General features: G+C 50.0%; 26 protein-coding genes. 24 read left to right on the forward strand and 2 right to left on the reverse strand.

What is annotated here, in order from left to right; translation table 11 throughout:
* Nucleotides 1-7: 7 nt before the first annotated feature.
* Both Q0230_RS00150 and Q0230_RS00155 read right to left on the reverse strand, forming a co-directional pair.
* Nucleotides 8-1,798, reverse strand: a complete 1,791-nt coding sequence (locus Q0230_RS00150) for a terminase family protein (protein ID WP_298606909.1) — start codon at nt 1,796-1,798, stop codon at nt 8-10.
* Nucleotides 1,799-1,801: 3 nt separating this feature from the next.
* Nucleotides 1,802-2,014, reverse strand: coding sequence for a hypothetical protein (locus Q0230_RS00155; RefSeq protein ID WP_298606911.1), 213 nt, complete (start codon nt 2,012-2,014; stop codon nt 1,802-1,804).
* 159 nt (nt 2,015-2,173) lie between these two features.
* Here Q0230_RS00155 and Q0230_RS00160 point away from each other — a divergent pair, with 159 nt between their 5' ends.
* The 24 genes from Q0230_RS00160 (at nt 2,174) to Q0230_RS00275 (ending at nt 20,932) form a co-directional block, all read left to right on the forward strand.
* On the forward strand, nt 2,174-3,034 hold the full coding sequence (locus Q0230_RS00160; protein ID WP_298606913.1) for a GPO family capsid scaffolding protein: 861 nt from the start codon (nt 2,174-2,176) through the stop codon (nt 3,032-3,034).
* A gap of 38 nt (nt 3,035-3,072) precedes the next feature.
* Complete coding sequence (locus Q0230_RS00165) at nt 3,073-4,083, forward strand: phage major capsid protein, P2 family (protein WP_298606915.1); 1,011 nt, start codon at nt 3,073-3,075, stop codon at nt 4,081-4,083.
* Nucleotide 4,084: 1 nt separating this feature from the next.
* Nucleotides 4,085-4,852 carry a phage terminase small subunit gene (gpM, locus tag Q0230_RS00170; RefSeq protein ID WP_298606917.1) on the forward strand — a complete coding sequence of 256 codons (768 nt, stop codon included), beginning with the start codon at nt 4,085-4,087 and terminating at the stop codon, nt 4,850-4,852.
* Nucleotides 4,849-5,115, forward strand: coding sequence for a hypothetical protein (locus Q0230_RS00175; RefSeq protein WP_298606919.1), 267 nt, complete (start codon nt 4,849-4,851; stop codon nt 5,113-5,115). The genes gpM and Q0230_RS00175 overlap by 4 nt, the downstream gene beginning before the upstream one ends.
* Nucleotides 5,116-5,117: 2 nt before the next feature.
* Nucleotides 5,118-5,285 carry a hypothetical protein gene (locus Q0230_RS00180; RefSeq protein ID WP_159448619.1) on the forward strand — a complete coding sequence of 56 codons (168 nt, stop codon included), beginning with the start codon at nt 5,118-5,120 and terminating at the stop codon, nt 5,283-5,285.
* On the forward strand, nt 5,282-5,758 hold the full coding sequence (locus tag Q0230_RS00185; protein ID WP_298606924.1) for a head completion/stabilization protein: 477 nt from the start codon (nt 5,282-5,284) through the stop codon (nt 5,756-5,758). The genes Q0230_RS00180 and Q0230_RS00185 overlap by 4 nt, the downstream gene beginning before the upstream one ends.
* Nucleotides 5,758-6,162 (forward strand): hypothetical protein, encoded by a 405-nt coding sequence (locus Q0230_RS00190; protein ID WP_298606926.1) that lies wholly within the window; start codon nt 5,758-5,760, stop codon nt 6,160-6,162. Before Q0230_RS00185 ends, Q0230_RS00190 begins: the two co-directional genes overlap by 1 nt.
* Complete coding sequence (locus Q0230_RS00195; RefSeq protein ID WP_298606928.1) at nt 6,156-6,728, forward strand: hypothetical protein; 573 nt, start codon at nt 6,156-6,158, stop codon at nt 6,726-6,728. Before Q0230_RS00190 ends, Q0230_RS00195 begins: the two co-directional genes overlap by 7 nt.
* Nucleotides 6,728-7,042, forward strand: a complete 315-nt coding sequence (locus Q0230_RS00200; protein ID WP_298606930.1) for a hypothetical protein — start codon at nt 6,728-6,730, stop codon at nt 7,040-7,042. The genes Q0230_RS00195 and Q0230_RS00200 overlap by 1 nt, the downstream gene beginning before the upstream one ends.
* Before the next feature lie 46 nt (nt 7,043-7,088).
* Nucleotides 7,089-7,550, forward strand: coding sequence for a hypothetical protein (locus Q0230_RS00205; RefSeq protein WP_298606932.1), 462 nt, complete (start codon nt 7,089-7,091; stop codon nt 7,548-7,550).
* Nucleotides 7,551-7,554: 4 nt separating this feature from the next.
* Nucleotides 7,555-8,085 (forward strand): hypothetical protein, encoded by a 531-nt coding sequence (locus tag Q0230_RS00210; protein WP_298606933.1) that lies wholly within the window; start codon nt 7,555-7,557, stop codon nt 8,083-8,085.
* Complete coding sequence (locus tag Q0230_RS00215) at nt 8,082-9,026, forward strand: baseplate J/gp47 family protein (RefSeq protein ID WP_298606935.1); 945 nt, start codon at nt 8,082-8,084, stop codon at nt 9,024-9,026. Before Q0230_RS00210 ends, Q0230_RS00215 begins: the two co-directional genes overlap by 4 nt.
* The gene (locus Q0230_RS00220; RefSeq protein WP_298606937.1) at nt 9,019-9,630 is read left to right on the forward strand and encodes a phage tail protein I; all 612 of its coding nucleotides are present in this window, start codon (nt 9,019-9,021) and stop codon (nt 9,628-9,630) included. Before Q0230_RS00215 ends, Q0230_RS00220 begins: the two co-directional genes overlap by 8 nt.
* A complete protein-coding gene (locus tag Q0230_RS00225) occupies nt 9,631-10,257 on the forward strand; it encodes a hypothetical protein (RefSeq protein WP_298606939.1) in 627 nt (208 codons plus the stop codon).
* Between the two features lie 32 nt (nt 10,258-10,289).
* Nucleotides 10,290-10,904: a hypothetical protein gene (locus Q0230_RS00230; protein ID WP_298606940.1), complete on the forward strand. Its 615-nt coding sequence runs from the start codon at nt 10,290-10,292 to the stop codon at nt 10,902-10,904.
* Between the two features lie 2 nt (nt 10,905-10,906).
* Nucleotides 10,907-11,335: a hypothetical protein gene (locus Q0230_RS00235; RefSeq protein WP_298606942.1), complete on the forward strand. Its 429-nt coding sequence runs from the start codon at nt 10,907-10,909 to the stop codon at nt 11,333-11,335.
* On the forward strand, nt 11,335-12,000 hold the full coding sequence (locus Q0230_RS00240; protein WP_298606944.1) for a hypothetical protein: 666 nt from the start codon (nt 11,335-11,337) through the stop codon (nt 11,998-12,000). The genes Q0230_RS00235 and Q0230_RS00240 overlap by 1 nt, the downstream gene beginning before the upstream one ends.
* A 121-nt stretch (nt 12,001-12,121) precedes the next feature.
* On the forward strand, nt 12,122-12,574 hold the full coding sequence (locus Q0230_RS00245) for a hypothetical protein (RefSeq protein WP_298606946.1): 453 nt from the start codon (nt 12,122-12,124) through the stop codon (nt 12,572-12,574).
* Between the two features lie 53 nt (nt 12,575-12,627).
* The gene (locus Q0230_RS00250; RefSeq protein WP_298606948.1) at nt 12,628-13,767 is read left to right on the forward strand and encodes a phage tail sheath subtilisin-like domain-containing protein; all 1,140 of its coding nucleotides are present in this window, start codon (nt 12,628-12,630) and stop codon (nt 13,765-13,767) included.
* A 9-nt stretch (nt 13,768-13,776) separates the two neighbouring features.
* A complete protein-coding gene (locus Q0230_RS00255) occupies nt 13,777-14,262 on the forward strand; it encodes a phage major tail tube protein (RefSeq protein WP_298606951.1) in 486 nt (161 codons plus the stop codon).
* 132 nt (nt 14,263-14,394) lie between these two features.
* The gene (locus Q0230_RS00260; protein WP_298606952.1) at nt 14,395-14,985 is read left to right on the forward strand and encodes a phage tail assembly protein; all 591 of its coding nucleotides are present in this window, start codon (nt 14,395-14,397) and stop codon (nt 14,983-14,985) included.
* Between the two features lie 129 nt (nt 14,986-15,114).
* On the forward strand, nt 15,115-20,331 hold the full coding sequence (locus Q0230_RS00265; protein ID WP_298606953.1) for a hypothetical protein: 5,217 nt from the start codon (nt 15,115-15,117) through the stop codon (nt 20,329-20,331).
* Nucleotides 20,331-20,723 carry a phage tail protein gene (locus Q0230_RS00270; protein ID WP_298606955.1) on the forward strand — a complete coding sequence of 131 codons (393 nt, stop codon included), beginning with the start codon at nt 20,331-20,333 and terminating at the stop codon, nt 20,721-20,723. The genes Q0230_RS00265 and Q0230_RS00270 overlap by 1 nt, the downstream gene beginning before the upstream one ends.
* A complete protein-coding gene (locus Q0230_RS00275) occupies nt 20,723-20,932 on the forward strand; it encodes a tail protein X (RefSeq protein WP_298606957.1) in 210 nt (69 codons plus the stop codon). Before Q0230_RS00270 ends, Q0230_RS00275 begins: the two co-directional genes overlap by 1 nt.
* Nucleotides 20,933-20,935: the final 3 nt, after the last annotated feature.

Consider the following 20,935-nt stretch of genomic DNA (forward strand, 5'->3'; position numbering starts at 1 on the left):
CCGACAGTTAAAAAAATAACAGCGATTCTTCATCACTGTTGCTTTCAGCTTGGAGTTCGATCAGTGTTTCAAACTCTGCGTTTTGCAAAGCGTGTAAGAGCGCCCATGCGACATCCGCATGACCTGTATCAGCTGATCGTTTAGCTGTATACGTCGGCAGTCCACCTCGTGTTCCGCTGCGCTGAATAGCTAGCAGGGCAGGCAATACATCGTCTAAAAACACATTATCAATTTCGATTAAGCTGCGTTTGAGCAGCGTTTGCAGCTTAATAATCATTTGCGTTTTTATCTCCGGGTCATAGCGTATACCTTCAGCAGTCGGGAATAATTTGCTGACCACTTGCTGATAAACACCCGACCCCTCGCCCTGATGATCAATCCCCATATAAGTGATGTTGTAACGCTTCAACAGCAACTCAACCTGCTCAAACTGCTGCTGGTAGTCCGCATCATCCATACGAATCACTTCAACCACTCGGTATTTTTTATAGTGGCCGCTGGGTGGGGCAATGACCACCAAAGCGGCGGCATCATCACCTTCGCCACTAGGATCGTAACCCAGCCAGCACTCGGTTTCCCCTAAGGGTCGAGTCTCTAAGGGTCTAACGTCCTTCCACTTTTCCGCGATTTCTACGAGCGCGGCATGGAGCAATTTGAAATTAAACACACTGGCCGCGTAGTCGATAAATTGGCACAGGCACAGCATTGCGTAGCGGGCAGGGGAGTACTTACGTTTCACCTTGTCCAAATTAAACAGGGAGCAGCCTTTGCGGATGGCATCTTCAATCGTGACAATTTGCCGCCAATACCCATCGGGGCAGTCTTGGCCGTCTTTTAAGGCTTCATGGCTAATATTGATGGTGATTTGATCATCTTTGGCTCGATCTTGATTGTAAGTAGCGCCCGTCCAAAATTTATAAAAATCATGGTCCATCGTGGAAGGTGTGGTGAAGTAGGTTTCTCGATACACCGCTTGCAGCGCCATTGCGCTCGCCACCTCTTGGATGTCCTCGAAGTTGCGAACCCACGCGCACTCGTCCAGATATAAATCCCCCGAATAGCCCTGCACGCTGGACACCTGAGTCCCTAGGAAAAATAGATAAACATCGCCTGCTTCGTGGTCGGGCAGGATCAAGCGCATCGGGTCGCCCTGCAGGTCAATATCTAAAACTTTTTTTACAAAACGGATGATATTGCGCCGGAATTGTGCAGCTTGTTTTTTGGACGCAGACACGAAAATCTGATTGCGTCCGGTGGTAATTGCAATGATTAAGGCTTCAAGGGCGAAATAATACGTCGCACCGATTTGGCGACTTTTGAGTATGATCCGACCATCTTTAAAGCGCACATCAAACCATTCGCGCTGATAGCTAAATATCGCCTCTTCAAAGGCATCCAAGAGAGCTTGGGTTTGATCCGCATCAATAAGGTTTTTTTCAGAGGCTTTGGGTCGTCCGCGCTTCTTCTTGGGAGCTGATTCGTCATGGGGTGCATCGGGTAAAGGGCTAGTTTCTAATGGTTGAGAGCGTATTCGTTCAGCCCGCTCCAAATAGCCCAAGTAACGGTCGATAACGGACTGTGACGCTGGTGAGCCATCGTCGTTTGCGAGCAGGTTTTGCAGTTTGTCCGCAATCGCATTTTTAACCCGCCCGGCTGCATCCAAGGCTTCCCAACCATACCGCCGCTTCCACGCTGCTATGGTATGCGCGGATACGTCCAGTGCGCGTGCTATGTCACTAATTCGCTCGCCTGCGAGGAACTTTTGCTTCGCCGTCTCACGACGGTGGATGTTAGGCATTTTTTATCTAATCATCTTGGTATGGCTTGTATTCACAGCTTTAGATTGGCAATTTGGGCAGCGCACATAGCGCGTCACTAAGGTTTCGCCTGCCACTGGGTCTACATGCCGCTCCGCTTTCGTGGCTATTATGAGCATTTCATTCCCGCATTGTGGGCAATCTGCCCCTGTTTTTTTACGTCTGAATGGGCGCTTAATTTGTTGTTTTTTGTTCATTAAGTACCTGTTTTTTATATAAAAGTTGTGCTTATTTTAACATTTCTAAACAAAATATTCATGCTTTCATAAAAAGCAGTAATGCGCACACTATGGGGTATTCACGTCGTGAGGACGTTTTTTCCCACTCGGCAGACGTGCCGACTTGATGGATTTTTTATGGCCACTGTTACTAAACGCATCGCCAAATCCGGTCTAACCATTGATGGCCGCGAACTCCCTAAACCCACGCTCCTTGCGATGGCTGCTAGCTATGATCAGCAAACCTATGCTGCACGCATCAACATGGAGCATTTGGTAGCCCTGTATCCCGACTCCACGTTTAAAGAGTATGGCACGGTGACAGCCCTACGCACCGAGGAGGCCCCTGCCAATGAGGTTTATTTGGTCGCGGACATGGACGTACTCGATGAAGTCATTGATTTTTGGGAAAACAAAAAACAAAAACGCGCCTTTAGTATTGAGTTGGATCGCAACTTAGCAGGATCAGGTAAACCGTATTTAACCGGCCTTGCGATTACCAGCACACCGGCCAGCCTTGGTACGCACTTCAGCGCCGCCAAACCTAATGTCACTCGTTACCAATTTATTGAGCGTCGTGTAGATGATCACGCCGACTACACTGTGGAGCATTTTTCTATGTCGATAGATACCCCAGCTGGCAATCCAGCTACCCCGCCAAAAACTGAACCAACAACGCCAGCGTCTGTACCGGATCAATTTGCGGCTCACTTGCAGCACTTTACAACAGAGCTAGCCGCCGTCCGCTCCGAACGGGATGCAGCGCAAGCTGAATGTAAGCGCGTAACGGATGAATTTACGGCAAAGCTAGCTGCCAAGGACACTGAATATGCGAATGCTTTGTCGGCCAAAACAACCGAATACACCAGTGCGCTCGCGGCTAAAGATGCTGAAATCGAAAGCTTGAAACAGCAAATTCCAGCCGATGGCTACCAATTTCGCCCAAAAATGACAGGCAATGAAGATGCGAAGGCTGCGAAGGGCGGCTTCCGGTTTTAAAAAAAAACAATAATTAGAACGTCGGGAGACGTACTGCAATGCGTAATGAAACAAGAGTTTTATACAACGACTACCGGCGCATCGTTGCGCAAGTAAACGGTGTCGAAGATGCCCGCGAAATGTTTACGGTGGCACCTCCCATTGCCCAATCAATGGAGGATACCATCCGCGAAGAAGCTGGGTTTTTAGACCGAATTGGCTCACAAACCGTCATCAACATGAAAGGCGAAACCATTGGTCTTGACATTGGAAGTACGGTTGCCAGTGTTACAAAAACCAGCGGAACTACCGAGGAGCGCGAGCCAGTCGAGGTTGTTTCGCTCGAAAAAACCAACGAATATGAAGTGGATCAGGTCGATTTTGACACTGCCATCCGCTACTCCACTTTAGATCAATGGCGCGTTTACCCCGATTTTGCGGAGCGCTATGCTCGCCAATTGGCTCGTCAAATTGGACGTGACCGGATCATGATCGGCTGGCATGGCGAAGGCCGCGCTGCGTTGAAATCAGATCGGGTGGTGAATCCACGTTTACAAGATGTAGCGAAGGGCTGGTTGGCAAAAATTAGCGAATTTGCACCAGATCGTATCCACACTGATCCGCTCACTTTGGGTACTGCTGGCGATTACAAAAACCTGGATGCTTTAGTCTACGATCTCATCGAAAACAAAATGGCTGAACATCATCGTGAAGATACTGACCTAGTGTGTATCGTCGGGCGCAGGCTGTTGCACGATAAATATCTCGGCCTGATGAACGATAACAATGCAGCTACCGAGCGGATCGCTTTAGATGTGTTATTCAGCACACGCCAAGTCGCGGGTATGCCAGCTATTGTCGTGCCATTCTTTCCGGCTGATGGAATCTTAGTGACTCGCCTCGATAATTTAAGTATCTACACTCAAGAGGGGAGCCTACGCCGCCTGATGCGTGAGCGGCCAGAAAAAAATCGCGTGGAGGACTTTATGAGCCAGAACATGGATTATGTCATTGAAGACTACACCTGTTTAGCTCAAGTAGCTGCTGGCGCTATCACCTTGGCGAACTAAGATGACACCGATCCAGCGCGATACATTACGCAAGCAAGCCGAACGTGAGCAGGCGCAGGCCATCATGCCTGCTTTGCAACCGCTCGACCGTGCCATGCGCTATCGTCTTGGTGCTGATCGTGCTCGTCTGAAAAAAATAGCATCCATGCAACGTAAAGCGGAAGTCAAGGCCGAACTAATATCAGACTACTTGCCTTATTTAGAAGGCATGATGGCAGCGGGTCGGGGCGATGAGGTCTTGACTCAAGTCATGATTTGGGCGTTTGACGCTGAGAACATGCCGGTATTTGAGCAGTTGGCACGCTACGCCTTGGACAATGGTATCGCCATGCCGACCGAGTTTGCCCGCCCCTTGGGGAGCTGGTTAGCCGAGTCGGTGGCGAAGTGGACGCTGCGCCAGTTTGAGGCTCAAGCAAACTCTCCAGTTGCCAATACTGTAAATCCCTTTGCACTGTGGATCAGCGAGCAAACAGCGCAGATGGACATGCACGACGAAATTCGTGCCAAACTCAAACGGGTTTGTGGCGAATTGCTAGTGAATAGCCTGCCTGCCATCGCTTTAGATTACTTTGAAGCGGCTATCCGTCTTGATCCTCATATTCGTATTAAGAAACGTATCACTGCCTTGCGTGAGCAATTGGCAGCCACCGAGTCCCCCTCCTCGCAGGGACAAGCAGCGGCTGGGGACACTGTTGATGTGATAACAACTCTTAAAAGTCCATCACAGATGATCCCCAGCCCCGCTGCCTTAAAGGAGCATCAACAATGACCGCGATCATTTTTTTACTTTGTTTTGTGTTGATGCTGTTGTCGCTATGGCTGTTTGCGAGCGGCACAGACTACCGCCGCTGGTTTTATTTGGGGCATGGGCTAGTGCTTGCGGTGGTCGGCCTAGGTAATGTCTTGGATATTTTACAAATGCAAGTGCTGGGCATTTTGGGGATGGCCGTGATGGTTGCTTGCCAGATCGTCGCGCGCTTCTGCATTGAGTATTTTGAGCAGCATGTGCTGACTCATATTGACGGCTACTAATCATGCAAGACATCGTGGCCGCCGCAGACGGTATCGAGCGCCTAGGGATTGTGGGGATTTTAGCCGGTATCTGCATCGTCGAGGCGCTGATCATTTTAAAGCAATGGAAGGCGTGGATGGCTTGCCAGAAAACGCTGCTTCGCGCAGTACAAGGCAAGGACATCGAATGAGCCTACCATCATTTATTGCTAACACGCCAGCACCCGTTCAGCCACCGATTATAAATAATGGTTTCTGGCCAGACCTGAGTGTACAAGAGTTTGAAAAAGCCTATCGCATTGACGAGAGCTTTGATGCCGCTAAGCGGCTGGCACGGTTAGAGCAAGCTATGCGACTAACTAATGCTGAGCTACATCAACAGTTTTGCGACTGGGCACGCAGGGGTTACGAACGCTTGTCAGAAGTACCGCAAGAAGATTATGGCGAGAAAAAAAACTTAATCGAAAGCTACAAAACGGCGGTGTTTGCGAAGGCGATGGAACTCATGAGCAATCGCTATCGTGCTACCGATACCACGATGCATGCGATACCACGGGCAGAAGCCCAAGAGAAAGTCGCGGATCAATACTTAATTGAATACCGCGAAGCGATTTTGATGTTGGCTTATCCCCAAGGCAGTTTTTCGTCTGTGGAGTTGATTTGATGCAAGCACGCCTACAGCGCCTCAAACAATTTCTAATCGAAACCGGTCTGGCCTCAGAACAGTTTCGTTTGGATATTGAAAGCGGGGATGCTGATTGCTCTTTTGACGAAATCGAGGCGTTTGAGCAGGACAACAGCACCCAGCCGATCACCTACACATTGGCAGAGCCTGACCTGCAGTTTTATATGACGGTCAGTTATCAGTTGAGTATTTATGTCGCTGGTTATGCGGGCGAAGTTGCGGATTTGTTGCGTAAAGTGGGCTGGTGGCTGCACAGCGAAGGGCAACGAAAGCAGATGCAATTTATGGCCGAACTCAATAATAACGAAACCGTCGATTTAATGATCGACCTCGGAATCGTTGAGGTCAGCAAAAACATCGGCGAGGAAGTGGTCACATGCTAATCGCTGACAGCAATCAACTCCCCGAAGCCCTCGCGATTTTATACCGCAATGCAGGGCCGGTAACCCGCCGCCGTGCTTTGAAAAAGGCATCTGCGTTTTTACAAGCTGAAAATAAAAAGCGAATTAAAGCCAATGTCGAGCCGGATGGTTCGCCCATGGCTGCCCGTTTGCCGTTTGAGAAAAAAGGACAGCGGCGGTTTGCTTATACCAACGAGCAAGGGCGGCGCAGCATTCGTACCGTGCGAGGGGCGGAGCATGGCGCATATTACGAAGGCTTTGATGAAAAAACCAAAAGCCTCCGCCGTTTCCGGCTGGATCGAATGCGCGAAGCGAAGCCGACCAAAAAAAGCCTGCGGATGTTCCCTCAATTTTGGAAATTTGTGGAGCGTCGCTCAGCGGGGAATGAGGAAGTCGGTTTTTACGAGCACAAAGCGGCTCGTGCCCGCGAATATCAAAACGGGGCAGGTTATATACCGCGCGAGTTATTGGGCATCAGCGCAGCGGACGTTGAAGCTATCAAGCGCATTTTGCTCGACGAATTGACCGAAAATACGGGGATGCACTGATGAATACTAAAATCGTTTATACACTCGCCGATCTCAGTCGCATCGCCAATTCCCTCCACCGATTCGGCACTATAAAAACACTGACTAAGAAGGGTGCAACAGCATGGGTGCAAGCGGCATCAGGACTGTTTGAAACGCCAGAGCTGCCAGTCATTAATCGCCCCTTGGGGGCAACAGTCGGAGAGCCGTGTTTGCTGATTGCACCACAAGGCAAGCCAGAGCAGGGTATCTTAGTTGGGCTTGGTATTGATACCAAACTGATTGAACAGATCACTGATACGAATAAGCGTTTAACGGTACTGGAGCAGTCGTGATCGCTATTACAAAAAATGTTGCTCCAAATAAGAAAGGTGAAAAATCATGCCATTAACCACGGCTCAATTACGTGACCAGCTGATTGCACAGCAACAAGCCGAAGCTGCCAATATCGTTAGTTTGATCGAAAGTATTGTCGATGGCCGCATCGGTGTTACTGATGTCAATATGAGCGAATTGGCTGCTAAAATTGCTGCAGTCAATGAATTATTAGATGGTGATCCAAACACCGAAGGTTTTCAGGCTTTTCAAGCGGCGGTAGCTCGCGTTTTAGCGTTGGAAACAGCCAGTGCTGATCATGCTTTATTAATTAGTGGTCTACGGACTGACTTAACAGCATTAGGTGTGCGTGTAGCTGCTATTGAAACAGCGATCCAAGAGTTTCCAACCCGTGATGAATTAAAAGCGTCCCATGAAAATGCTGCTCAAGCGTTTATCAATCGCTTGTGGGTGGGTCGTACTCGTCCAGCAGGTTTACTAAACGCTGATGGCTCGGTGAGCGTGTAAAACTATGAGTGACTTAACAGCTATTTATGAACAGATGGCAGCTCATGTAGCTGCTATCCTGCCGCCTGCGGCGGAGGTAGCTGCTTTAACGTCACTCCATCAAAAGTTGGATGCTGTATTAGCAGCATCCAATTTGCGAACGTATCAAGCCATCGTGCCACTTAATAATACGCTCAAACTTGTACCAAATAATCAGCAACAGACCACTTATCAGGGCATGGATTGCAACACAGGCCAACGCTTAACGGGTATAGATTATCTAACACAACGTGTCAGCGATGCTTTATTAACACCCAAGGGTAGTCAGGTCTTATTAAGAGCACGTGGAAGTGACTTATATCCACAGATGGATAAACCCATCAACGAAGCCACGAAACTCGCTTGGGTAGCAGCGATTGCAGCGGCTTTGGCTGATCCCCTAGCCGGTGTACCTGATTTTAAACTGAGCAGCATTAATATTAAGGCTGTCTCGGCAGGCTTGAAAGTACAGCTGACAGGTCTTTGGAATAGTGAGCCAGCGGAGTTGACTTTATGAGCAACAGCATCAACTTAGCCGAATTACCGAAACCCATCTGTATTACGCCCGTCGATTTTCAAAGCGAATTAGATTATTTGCTGGATTTATATACGCTTGGTATGCAAGAGCAGCTCAATGATCCAAGCTTTCCTTATCCCTTAGTCTCCGATCCGGCTTACCAGATTTTATCAACCGTAGCGTATCGCTTAGGTTTACAGCGTCAAGCGATTAACGAAGCGGCCTATGCCACTATGCTTGCCTATGCGGTGGGGAGTGACTTGGATCAAATTGGAGCAAATTATGGCGTAGAGCGCCTTACGATAGGTACTCAACCTGTAGTCGTCGAGTCTGATACCCGATTCCGTGCTAGAATCCAGCTCGCTCTAGAGGCATGGACGACCGCAGGTAGTCGGGGCAGCTATGAATATCATATTCTTAGCGCCAGCCCTGCCATAGTCGATGTCTATATTGATCGCCCACTATTTGAGCGTATAGCCGGTGCGGAATTTACGTTGAATACCCTTTACGATGCCCGCTTGACTGACCCAATACCTGGTGATGTAGCGATCACATTGTTGATTGATCCGAATGTCGACAGCTCCTCTATTGTAAGTTTAGTGACGGCAGCTTTAGATGCTGAAACCGTGATTCCGATCACAGATCGACCCCGTTTAATGCTGGCTGAAACCATTGAATATGCCGTGGTAGCTGAACTCTACACTTACCCAGGGCCATCATCGTTACCCATTGTAGAAGCTGCTAAAGCGGCGCTTGAGGCGTACACAACAGAGCATTATCGCCTGGGGCATGATATTGCCTTGTCCGGTTTATACGGGGCAGCCCACCAAGCGGGTGTCCAACGAGTGGTTCTCAATCTGACCCAAGATATTGTGGTGCAACCGTGGCAAGTTGCGCATTGCACTAGTATTGCGGTCAGTTTAAGGGGGCAAGATGTTTAAATATTTGCTCAACCATCACACGCCCGTTGAACGCCAACTGGAAAAAGTCAGTGGCGAGTCGGTTGAGGCGCTCAATGTCCAAATCATTCGCCAAATTCATTCGGCTGAACGCTGCCCAGCACCTTTGCTGCCTTGGTTAGCTTGGGAACGCTCGGTTGATTATTGGGATGATGCTTGGCCAGAGAGTACCAAGCGTGCTGTCACGGAAGCCTCGATTGCAGTCCATCGTAAAAAAGGCACGATTCAGTCGGTGCAACAAGCGCTGGCAGTCGCAGGTCTAGGGGGAGTCGTCGATATTCCTCGTGATCGGCCTGACTACGTACCGCATTCATTTCGCTTGCAATTGTCGACTGAACAGAATGAGCCAACCGCTGAGCATGCTCAAATCATTCGCTATCAAGTCGGGCACGTAAAACCCGCCCGGTGTACCTATAGCTTAAGTTTTAATGAAGCCGCCGCAGCACAAGCACCCGCCGCAACCGCGAGCCTGCTGATGATCGGCATAGAGCAACAGGCTGTTAACTATTACCAACATCAAGATCAAGGCTTAGCCCAGCACGATAGCTACGCTAGCGCTTTGATGATTTTGCGAGAGGCTGCATAGATGGCTACCGTTTTTATTCGCACCAATGAAGGCGCCGCCCATGATCATGAGGTGATGATGGGACGCTCTCCTGCCTCTGCACTGGCGGCCATTGTTTGCTATTCAAGCCCTGCTATCACTGATGTAGTTGCTATTAAGGTCTTAACTGCATCCTCAGCGGGGATTGAGTCCTATCGCATTGACGTTGAAAACATTCCTCAAACTAGCCTTGATCCAATGACTGATCTGTTAGAGCCTGAGCTAGCTGAGAGTGTGCATAATATCCAAGTGAATGCCTTAGGGTATTTACTCGATAATGGGGTACTTTGGGGCTATGCCCCTTACCGTCAAGACCAAGGCGGTTTACTAAAAACTAATGATTTCTCGTGGGTCATGAAGCTGGTTTGTACCAGCCGCAACGATTCACCTACTTTACAAATTGAATACAGCCCGCTGGATCTGCGCGCACTCAGAACGCAACTCGCTAATCAATTAAATGATCTTGTGTATGGTGCGTTATTAGACCGGATTCACAATACATTGATGCATGATTTCCGCATCTGTTTAATCGATGGCAATGAACCTTGTGATGCAGTGACCGGTGGGATACTCAGCTCAAGCTCCACGATTGATGGTGGGGCAGGTTAATATTTTAAAAATCATGTCGTGAGGACATTACAATGCCAATGAAAATTCAACTACGTCGCATCACTGATGCACAACGCTTAGCCTTAAATCCAGTCCCAGCTGCAGGTGAACCGATTTGGACTACCGATACGAAAAAACTCTATATCGGTGACGGTACGACGGCGGGTGGTATCGTGGTAGATACTAATCAAATCACCTTGGATGGGAATGGCAAAATTCCTGCGAGTTTCCTACCGAGCTTTGTGGATGATGTGCTCGAAGCAGCCAATCAAGCGGCACTACCTGCTACCGGTACCGCCGGCGTGCTTTATGTCACATTAGACACTAACAAAGTGTGGCGCTGGTCAGGCACGGCCTATATCGAAATTAGCCCAACGGCTGGGAATGCCGATACCGCCACCAAATTAGCCACAGCTCGTGCTATTACATTGACAGGTGTAGTGACGGGATCAGCGAGTTTTGACGGTAGTGCAAATATTAGTATCACAACCTCAAGCACGACATTAGCGCCGTTGGCAAACCCTGCTTTTACAGGCGCTCCCACCGCACCGACCGCAACAGCGGGTACGAATACTACCCAGTTGGCCACCACCGCCTTTGTGCAAGCAACTCTAGCTAACCTCGTCATTGATGGGGGCACTGCTTAATTATGGCCACTATTCGTCTTAGACGGCTCACGAACGCTGCACGGTTGGCCTTAACCACGGCTCCTGTTTTGGGTGAGCCGCTTTGGACGACGGATACTAAGCAGCTCTTTGTGGGCGACGGTACTACGCTAGGGGGTGTGCCTGTGACGGTGAGCAGTGTACCAAGTGCATTACCTGCCACCGGTGCGCTCTCTCCCAATAAAGCTTACTTTTTACCGGCTGCTAGTACTGCAACGATGCCTAGCACAGAATTGGTCGATGGTGATTATATTGAGTTTATTTATAGCGGCAATATGGTGAGCCAACCCGCAACTGTGGTGTTTGCGCATCCCGTGCAGACAGATACAGGTACCCAACTGCCTGCTGGTACGCATCAATACCAATCCAATCAGCATCGAAAGTTTATATTCAAGAATGGGGTGTGGTGGTAATGGGCAATTTATTTAGTTCGGGGTATGACCCCACTCAACTGGCGGCTGATGCAGCGGCAGCTAAAACGAGCGCAACTAGTGCAGATACGCTCTTAAAAAGCTCAAGCTATGGCTTATCCGCGTTAAAAGCAGCGATTGATGCTGTCAAAACAGCGGTCGATGCTACTAAGGCCCTATTAGAAAGCACAAGCAGCGGTCTAGGCGTATTAAAAAGCAAACTGGATGCTATGGATGGTACGTTAAACACCGTCAACGGGCATGCTGCCAGTATTCGTGGCACAGTTGATAGTATTTGGGGGGCTGCAAGCTACGGGCTGGTCGATGCCAGAAATGAGGCAGGCTATGGTCGGGTTGCGTTACGCACCCGTATGGAAGAAATCTTTAATGCGCAATGGAGTCATGGAAGCTATGGTCTAGTCGGTGCACGTGATGAAGCTACCTGGGGTCGAGTTGCTATTCGGAATCGTGTTGAAGATGTTTATGGGCAAGCAGCGGCAGCAAACAGTAATGCCTGGCATGCGATTGAGGCCAGATCGTGGATACATCAAATCACACATGGCAACAATTTTGCTTGGTCGCTCCCACAAATCCGTGCGCTTTTGGATGACATCCGCAACATTGCTATCGCAGCTCGTGATAATGCTGCCGCGGCGAACCCGAATTAATAAAATGAGTTTTAAAATGAAAAAATACATCACACCGAATCACATTTTGATTTATCTGCCTGATCACGATGCGGCCCCTGAAACAGCGCTCGCGGTGGCAAGTGCTGAGGAGCAGATCTATGTGTCGCCCACCAACGAATACGTTGTCGCGGCGGAAGCTCCAGCGGGTTGTTTGGATGTTACCACACGCCCCAACGGGCTGTATGTCGTCAACGATGGCGCGTGGGTGTTGCCGGTCGTCACTGCGCCTGAAATGGCTCCAACACCCATCGAGGATGGAGTTGTGTCCACTACCCGCTTTCTGCGCGAACTCTTAACCCTGCCGATCTACGGCTCAATGGAGGTCGCGGAAGTGGGCTTGTCTGCAAAATTCGCAGCAGGCCATGCTACTGAGACAGACATCCAACTTCTAGGGATGTTCCGTGCTGCTAAAGCTTGGTTGCATAGTGCCACAAGCCTGAACTTAAATGATCCAATGGTGAGCCAGGTATTGGATGCCTGTGTTGCTATTCCTCAAATTGGTTTAACCTTGGCAGACAAAGAGCGAATTTTGAGAAATGAGGTGAGCGTCTAGCGCTCATAGAATCCCCGTCGTGAGACGGTTTGATCCTAAAAATGGAGGCATGTATGCCAACAACTGAGAATTACTTTCATGGCCCACTCATCGAACAGGGTCAAACAATATCTACAGTGGCTATCACACCGGCCACCACGCCAATCGGCGTCGTAGTCACAGCCGATGATGCCGATGCCAGTGTATTTCCTGAGCTGAGCCTAGTTAGTGTCACACCTGACTTAATCGCCAAAGCAGGTTCAACGGGTACCCTAGTGAACGTCCTGAACGCGATTTATGGCCAGTCGATTGTGCCTAATATCATTGTAGTCAGGGTTCCTACCAGTACTGATTTAGCTGAGCAATCCGCTTATGTGGCAGAAGGTGCGAGTCTGTTGGCTCAAGCTCAAAGCCAATTTGACCTGATCCCTGAAATTTTGGGTGCACCGGGATTAGATGATGCTGACGAAGTGATCACTGCCCTCATTGAAGTCGCGGATAAAATTGGCGGCTTTGTGTATGCAGCAGTAAGGGGTGCTAATCGAGCGGCTCTCTTAGCTGTACGCAATCGCTTTAGTAGTAAACGTTTAATGCTAATCTGGCCAGAGTTTGAGCGCTTAGGCTCTATTGTGCATGCAACGGCCGTTGCCTTAGGTTTGCGCTCAAAAATTGATGCGGATACAAGCTTAGGTGGTCGCGCAAAAACCCTCTCGAACGTTCCTTTAGAGACCAACTTTTCTAGTGATTTACGCATCAGCACACCGGTTGATTATTTCGGTCGAGATAGCGAAGGCAATTTCCTCAATGCCAGCCACATTACTACTTTACGTCGGGAGCAAGGTGTCCGATTCTGGGGGAATCGTACCACTGCAACTGACCCGCTCTGGCACTATGAATCGGCGGTACGCATGGCCGATTACATTGCTAAGCGCATTCACTTTCATGAATTCGCACAAACTGATGGCTTAATCACTCAGCAACAAATCGATCATCGTATTGAGATGATCCAGCTTGAAATTGATGCTTTAGTGCGCAATGGACAGTTGTTAACTGGATCGCGGGTCATTAAGCATCCGAGTCTCAACAATACCGCAGCACTGGCTGAGGGCAGAACATGGCTCTATGCCGACTTCACCGTACCGCCACCTAACGAACAACCTGGTGTGGTCTTGCGGATTACCCAGGACTATCTGTTTAACTTATTGGCGGCCTAAGGAGTCATCATGAAAGCACCTTCTATTCTGCAAAATATGAAGCTCTATGAAAATGGTACAGAAGTCATTGGAGCTGTTGATGTCGGTTTGCCTAGTTTAAAGCTCAAAACCGAAGCTAAACGTTATGCGGGGATGTCCGCACCGGCTGAGTTCACGGATGGAACTTTGGCTGAACCCTTAAAAATATCGATCACAGCGGCTGAGCTACGAGCAGCCGCTTTAAAAGGTTTTGTTGGGCAATGCCAAGGTCTGCGCACCTTGAACCTACGGGCTATTTACAAGAATCCAGTGGATTGTGAAAAAGGTAAGCACAACATCATCGCCACCGGCTATTTCACCCAAGTAGACCTCGGTACGGTGAAAATGGGTGAAGACACTCAACGCAAGTATGAGTTCACGTGCCACAAATTTCGCTATGAAGTGAATGGTGAAATTCTAGTCGACATCAATGTAATGGAAGTGTCGGACGACGCTGACCGCAACTTCCTGGGTTAAGTTTCATTGCAAGCGCGCGGCGGCACAGCGTATGTCGCCGCTTTTTAAACTCGGCTCATCTTCGGGTGAGCCGATTTTTCCGAATTGATACCCGTCGTGACGACGGTTTAATCCTTATAAATGGAGGCGTTCATGCCAGCTACTACTGATACCACGTTATTGTCTGATTCTGTTATTAATTTTGCTGAGGCGAAAGCACAGCAAGACAAAAAATGCTATCGCTTGGAATACCCGATTACCACCGAAAAAGGCGAAGTGATTGAAGAGTTGTGGATGCGTCGTCCCTTGGTACGCGATAAGCAAGTGGCGGAGTGGCAGTCCTCGGAAGAGGCTCTCTTTGAGGTGACGCTGCGCCTATTGGCAGCGGTGACCGAACAACCGCTTGATGTGATGGAAAATCTGGATTCTGAGCTGGATATGGCTGAAATGCTCGACCTACTCAATAAATCCTTCAAGTCACAACCGAAAGTCGATGGCGACACACTGATTTTAAGCTATCCGATCACGATCAAGGGTAAAGCAGTGGAGCGTTTAACATTGCAACGCCCCAAGGCGAAGGATGCATTGACCTATAAAAATGAAAAGGTTCGTGAGGCGATGGCGCGTCTAGTCGGCTATCGCATCGAAGACTTATTGGAGATGGATTTGCTAACCGATTGGCTCGGCTTGGAGCAAATCTATCTATCTTTTCGCAAGCGCCAGCCTAAACGTCAACAGGGCTGATCTCCGGCGCTTGATCGTCGTACTGGCTTCGCACACGTCTTGGAGCTTGGCAGAGATCGGCGAGATGGAAATCTCGGAGCTTTTAGAGTGGGTTGAAGCCACACAAGAACAAAAATAGCAGAGGGAAACATGGCCGATAACAAACTGATTTTAGAAATAGGCGCTCGCCTCGAATCCACGTTTGCGACAGCCTTTTCCTCGGCTCAACAAAAGATCAACGCACTGGGGCGTGAACTCTCGGAACTCAAGCGTAAGCAAGAGTTGATCAAACGCTTTGACATCGACACGCAAAATGTCGAAACCGCCAAGCAAAAGCTGGAAGCTGCCCGGAAAAAAGTGGATGAACTGCGTCAAGCTGCTGCCAATGATCCTACGGGTGGACTGAATAAACAACTTGCGGCGGCGGAGCGTGAAGCTGAAAAGTTGGGTATTGCTTTAGGTAAGACCGAAGAACGCCTGACTCGCACCAAAGAGCGAATGGGTGAATTGGGCGTGAGTACCGAAAACACGGGGCAACAGCTCGAAACCCTTGCTAAGCAAGCTGAAAAAGTCGAAAAAGCCATTGCTGCTAAAAGTGATGCGATGGAGCGCAACGGGCGCATCATGGGTAAGTTTAAGCTCTCGGTGTTGGATGTGGCGGACGCGCATTCCGGGTTGGCGGCTAAATTGTTGGCGACTAAAACGGCTGTCGCAACGTTGTCAACGGTCGTGGCGGGTGCAGTGCCGGTATTAGGGCAAATGGCGACGAACGCAGGCATGGCATTTGGTACAGCATTCGCAACGGCCAACGTCGCGGCGGTATCCAAAGAACTTGAAAACCTGGCTCGCTCCACGGATATGAGCAAGCAATCGCTCCAAGAGTGGCGATTGGCGGGACGCTTTGAGGGGATTGCTGCCGAGCTGAATGAATTTGGGGATATGTCCAAGGTGTTTGGCGATATGAATCAATCGCTCAAATCACTAGGTACAGAAGATGGCAAAGCGTTTGCTGCGTCGATGCAAAGTATTGGTCTATCGGTCGAGGATTTAAAAGGGAAAAAGGCGGATGAGGCACTGCTAAAAATTGGGGATGCGCTCTCAAAAAGTAAGCTCACTGACGCACAAAAAAGTTCGATCTTGGCGGGTATCTCGGATGATGCCGCCAATTTATGGCCACTGTTGGAGAAAAGTGGGCAAAAACTCAATGAAATTACTCAGTATGCACATGCAGTCGGCGCTATCCAATCAGATGCCCAACTAGAGGCCATGAAGCAAACCAACACAGAGTTGTCCTACTTCAAGCTAGGTTTAGAAGGGGTACAAACTCAACTTTCTGCCGTCGGCTCCAACGTTGTCAACACCCTCGGCCCGAATATCCGCCAGCTTTTTATCGATGCGAAAAAGCCTATCGGTGAATGGGGTGAGGCCGTTGATAAAACCCTAAAAAAATTCAAATCCGACTTAGATAACGGCGGCTGGGGTGTCGCCTTTAATAATATGTTTAAGGCTGCTTACCCGACCTTGCATCAGTTTGTTAGCAGTGCAGCGGCCTTTGGTAAAGGCTACGGTCAAGCGTTTATTTCACCCATGCTGGAGGAACTGAAAAAAGGCTATGCAGGGATTAGTAGTGCCTTGGCCGGTGCAGGTGGCGCCGAAAGCTTAGGGCGGGGCATGGGCGAAGCCATGCAGCCAGTGATTGGGATTGTGCATAACGTGGTTGGTGCGGTGAAACTGCTGATTAGCAACTGGGACACGCTGAAAACGGTGGCATCCTTCACTCCAGTGGGGTTTGTGGTGTCGCATTGGGATGCGGTGGTGTCGGTGTTTAGTGCAGTCGGGAATGGGATTCGCAAAGTAGGTGAGGCTTTAGGTTTGCTTAATCCAGCTACGACAGCCAGTGCCACAGGGGTACAAATTTTCTTAGCCGCGTTGGGTGGCTTATTGGCTGCTAGTGCATCGACAAAACTAGCCTTGGGCTTAGTGGGTGCAGCAGTGAGCACTTTTTCCTTTGCTTTAGGGCCTTTGGCTTCGGCCATTGGGATTGCTGCCACTGCTTTTCGGGCTTTGGCGGCTGTTGCGATTGCCAACCCGATTGGTGCTGCGATTGCAGTGATTGCGACCGGTGCGGCGCTGATTTATGCCAACTGGGACAAAATCTCAGGGTGGTGGTCTGGCTTATGGGGTGGGATTAAAGCAACGGTGAGCGGTGCTTGGGCTTCCGTTAAGGCTTCAGTGGCCGATACTTCAATCGGCCAAGGGGTCATCAAAGTTTGGTCAGATGTATCGGTAGGCGTTAATGCAGCTTGGGGCGATATTAAACGGGGTGCTAGTGCCGTCTGGACATCTATAGGCCCCACGGTGACAGCTGGACTCAACGCCTTTCGGCAAGCGCATGTGGTTGCCTTTGAAGCGGTTAAAGGCTTGATCGGCCCCTTATGGTCGGGGATGGCGAATCTCACTAAAACTGGATTGAGCGTGATTAGTGGTGCAGCCGCTGCAGGTTGGGCGGTGGTCAAGCAAGGTGCAGAGCTGGCGGGGAATGGCATCAAAACAGTCGTGTCTGCATGGTGGGAGGGAGTGAAGCTCATTTTCTCAGGCGCATGGGCAGGTATAAAAGCCATCGTCAACACCGGCTGGGAAGGCATTAAAACGGTTTTCAAAGCAGCGACGCAAGCACTCCAAGGCGATTTTGCAGGCGCGTGGAAGACGATCAAAACGGGTGTGTCGAGTTTTATTGCTGATGTGCTAGCCGCGTTACGAAAAACGGTCGGTGATTTTGTAAGTATTGGTAAGGATATGCTGGCTGGTTTGGCACGGGGCATTGCGGATGGGGCAGCCGCTGCAGTGAGTAAAGCTAAGGCAGCGGCGGGTGAGGTCTATAGCAGTGTCAAAGGCTTTTTTCAGATTCACTCACCCTCGCGCCTAATGGCAGGATTGGGGGTTGAGGTTTCAGCCGGTTTAGCAGTGGGGATTGAGGACGCAGGCGGCAAAGCGGTACAAGCGGCAGCTAGTGTTTCGGTGAGTGTGTCGGATGAGTTTAGCCGCATGGCAGGGGATATTAATAAAACCCTAACGGATGCGTTTATGTCGCTGGATTTTGGCAATCTGGGCAAAAGCCTCGTGGGTCTATTCAAGCAAAACATTGTACAGCCCATCTTATCGAATGCTTTAAAACCCTTGAGTGATGGCATAGCTAGTGCATTTGGCAGCATTGGCAAAAGCTTAGGTAGTTTATTCAGTGGCGGCAGTGTCGCGGGTGGCGGCCTCTTTTCTAATCTTGGTGGGATGGTTAGTCAAGGCTTGGGTGGCTTAGGCTCTGCGCTGAGTGGCGGGCTGTCAGGGATTATGGGAAGCATAGGTTCTTTTGTGAGCGCTATCCCTGGTTGGGGCTGGGCTTTAGCCGGTGTGGCCGGTTTAGCTAAGCTTTTTGGTGGCCCGAGTGATCCCAAAGCACGCTTCACGCAAGGCTCACTGGATGGGCAGGCGATGCTAGGACAAGGTGGCTATGGCAACAATCCACATCGCTATCAAACGGCTTTTGGACAAATTGGTTTCACCGCCGATTCTGACCATATTGCTCGCAAAGAAGGCTTTGTAAAAGCGGCTCACGAAATGATGCAGCAAATGCAGGCACTGGATCAGATGATTGCAGACACAATGCCACATCATGTCGCTAAATTTACGTCTGCACTGAAAGGGTTAGAAACTTCGGGGTTCTCGACGGGTGACATGCTCAAGCAGCGCTATCAAACCGTGTTTTCAGCCTTGCCTGAAGAATTACAAAAAGCCATGGCTAACGGTCGGGACATGACCAAAGCGACGGCGGAGGAGATTATTGCCGAGTTTGGCAAGCTTGCTGAAGTAGCGAAATCGGGGCTAGTGACTAGCCTCCAAAGTCTGGGGCTGAATCTGGGGAGTACCAAGGATTCAGCACTGGCGGCCGCAATGGGTTTGACGAATCTCATGGGGGGGATTGATAAAGTTAAAGCCGCGAATGACTTTTTCTATCAAGAGTTTTTTAGTGAGGAAGAGCGTAAGCAGGCGGCCTTAAAGCAAGCGAATGCGGCAGTGTTGGAGTGGAATCGAAGCCTGGGTCTACAGGGGCAAGCGTCGATTCGTAGCCACGAAGCCTTTAAAAAACATGTCCAAGGCTTAGATTTAAGCACGGAAGCAGGGCGCAAAGCCTACGCAGCGGCTATGGCGGTGGCAGGATCACTGGATGCGGTCGCGGATGCGAGTAAAGCAGCGGCTGCGCAACATGCGGAAGTGGTGGCACTCACCAGTAAATTAGGTTTGAGTTTTGGAGGGATGGGTCCCAAAGCTATCGCTGCCTCTGAAGCGCTCGTGACCTTAATGGGTGGGATGGATAAATTCACCCAAGCTACGAGCTTCTATTACGACAATTTTTATTCGGACAAGGAAAAAGAACAGCTCACACTCGCGCAAGCAGCCGTGGATGTTCGCAACTTTAATAAAGGCTTGGGGCTATCGGGTGAGGCTGCGATTGATACGGCCGATGAATTTAGAAAATATGTCGATGGTTTGAGTTTACAAACTAAAGAAGGCCGTGAAGCCTATGCGGCGGCGATGAATGTAGCACGTTCGATGGATACGGTGGCAGATTCTGGGAAATCGGTAAATAAGCTGATGGCTGAATTGCCTAGAGAAATGATCAAGATGTTCCAAGGTGTGAAAAAACCTTTGGATGATGCTGGCACTAATATTGATAAAAACTCGAAGCTTGCGGCCGAATCGATGCAAAAGCTGAGTAACAAGGCGGAATTGGTCAGCGGACAAGCCTCTATTGCTAGTACAAATCTGAACACTATGAAAACGGCGGTCGTGGCGCTCGCAGATGTATTGGTCACAAAAGCGGGGGAGATAAGCGCGGCTACCGCTAAGACCTCGACGCCTACCACGACTACCACGACTACCAGTAAAACCGATGGTTCCCATGCGCTCGGCCTACGGAATGTCCCTTTTGATGGTTACCGTGCCATCCTGCACAAAGATGAAGCGGTGATTCCGGCGCGGGATGCGGCGATTTTGCGGATGGGCATGCCAGTGATGATGGATGCCCAAACCAATATTTTATTACTGAGTGCGGCGAATGATGAAAAGCCGGTGAGCTTGCCAGCGGGGGTGACACCCTTACCACAACGGGTCACACAGGTTGTGAGTCAGCTTAATCGGCAAACACCGGTGGAGGTCAGTGTACCGACTAACGCGCCTATTCATATTACGATTAATGCCACTGCGGGGCAGGATGCAGCGCAGATTGCTGCCGAAGTCGAGCGGGTCTTGAAGCGTGTACAAGCCCAGCAAGCGCGGCAATTAAGAGCACAGCACAGGGATGGGGTGGCGTGATGCAGGTCGCATTTGGTAATCAGTTTATTTTTGATGTATCGACCTTGCTGTTTGATCAGGTGCAGCGCTCCAGCCAACAGCGTTGGGCGAAGCAGGAGCGGCTGGGGCAACGGCCAGCCCTGCAAAATGTGGGGCCGGATACGGATACCGCATCACTTCCCGGGGTGCTGTTTAGCTGCTGGATCGGTAATCATAATGCGATGACGACACTGTATCAGCTCAAGGAGTCTGGCGAGCCGCAGGCACTGTGGACAGTGCGCAATGGGGTGGGTGTGCCGTATTTGCCGGGGCGCTGGGTGATTGAAGGGATTAGTGAGACGTATAGCGATTTGAGTGGTTCAGGGCAGCCGCGCAAAGTGGAGTGGACGCTCAATCTGTTGAGGTATGACTAATGCGGACATATACGACCCAAGACGGCGATGTATTGGATGCGCTCTGCTATGCGGAATATGGCGCGGAACATGGGACAACAGAAGCGGTGTTAGCGGTCAATCCTGCACTAGCTCAGTATCCGGCGGTATTACCTGCAGGGGTTGTGATTGTGTTGCCGAGTTTGCAGCCAAGTTCGCCGGTTAAAACGCAAGTACAGCTTTGGGATTGAGCC

Source organism: uncultured Thiothrix sp., from assembly GCF_937876535.1.
Lineage (GTDB): Bacteria > Pseudomonadota > Gammaproteobacteria > Thiotrichales > Thiotrichaceae > Thiolinea.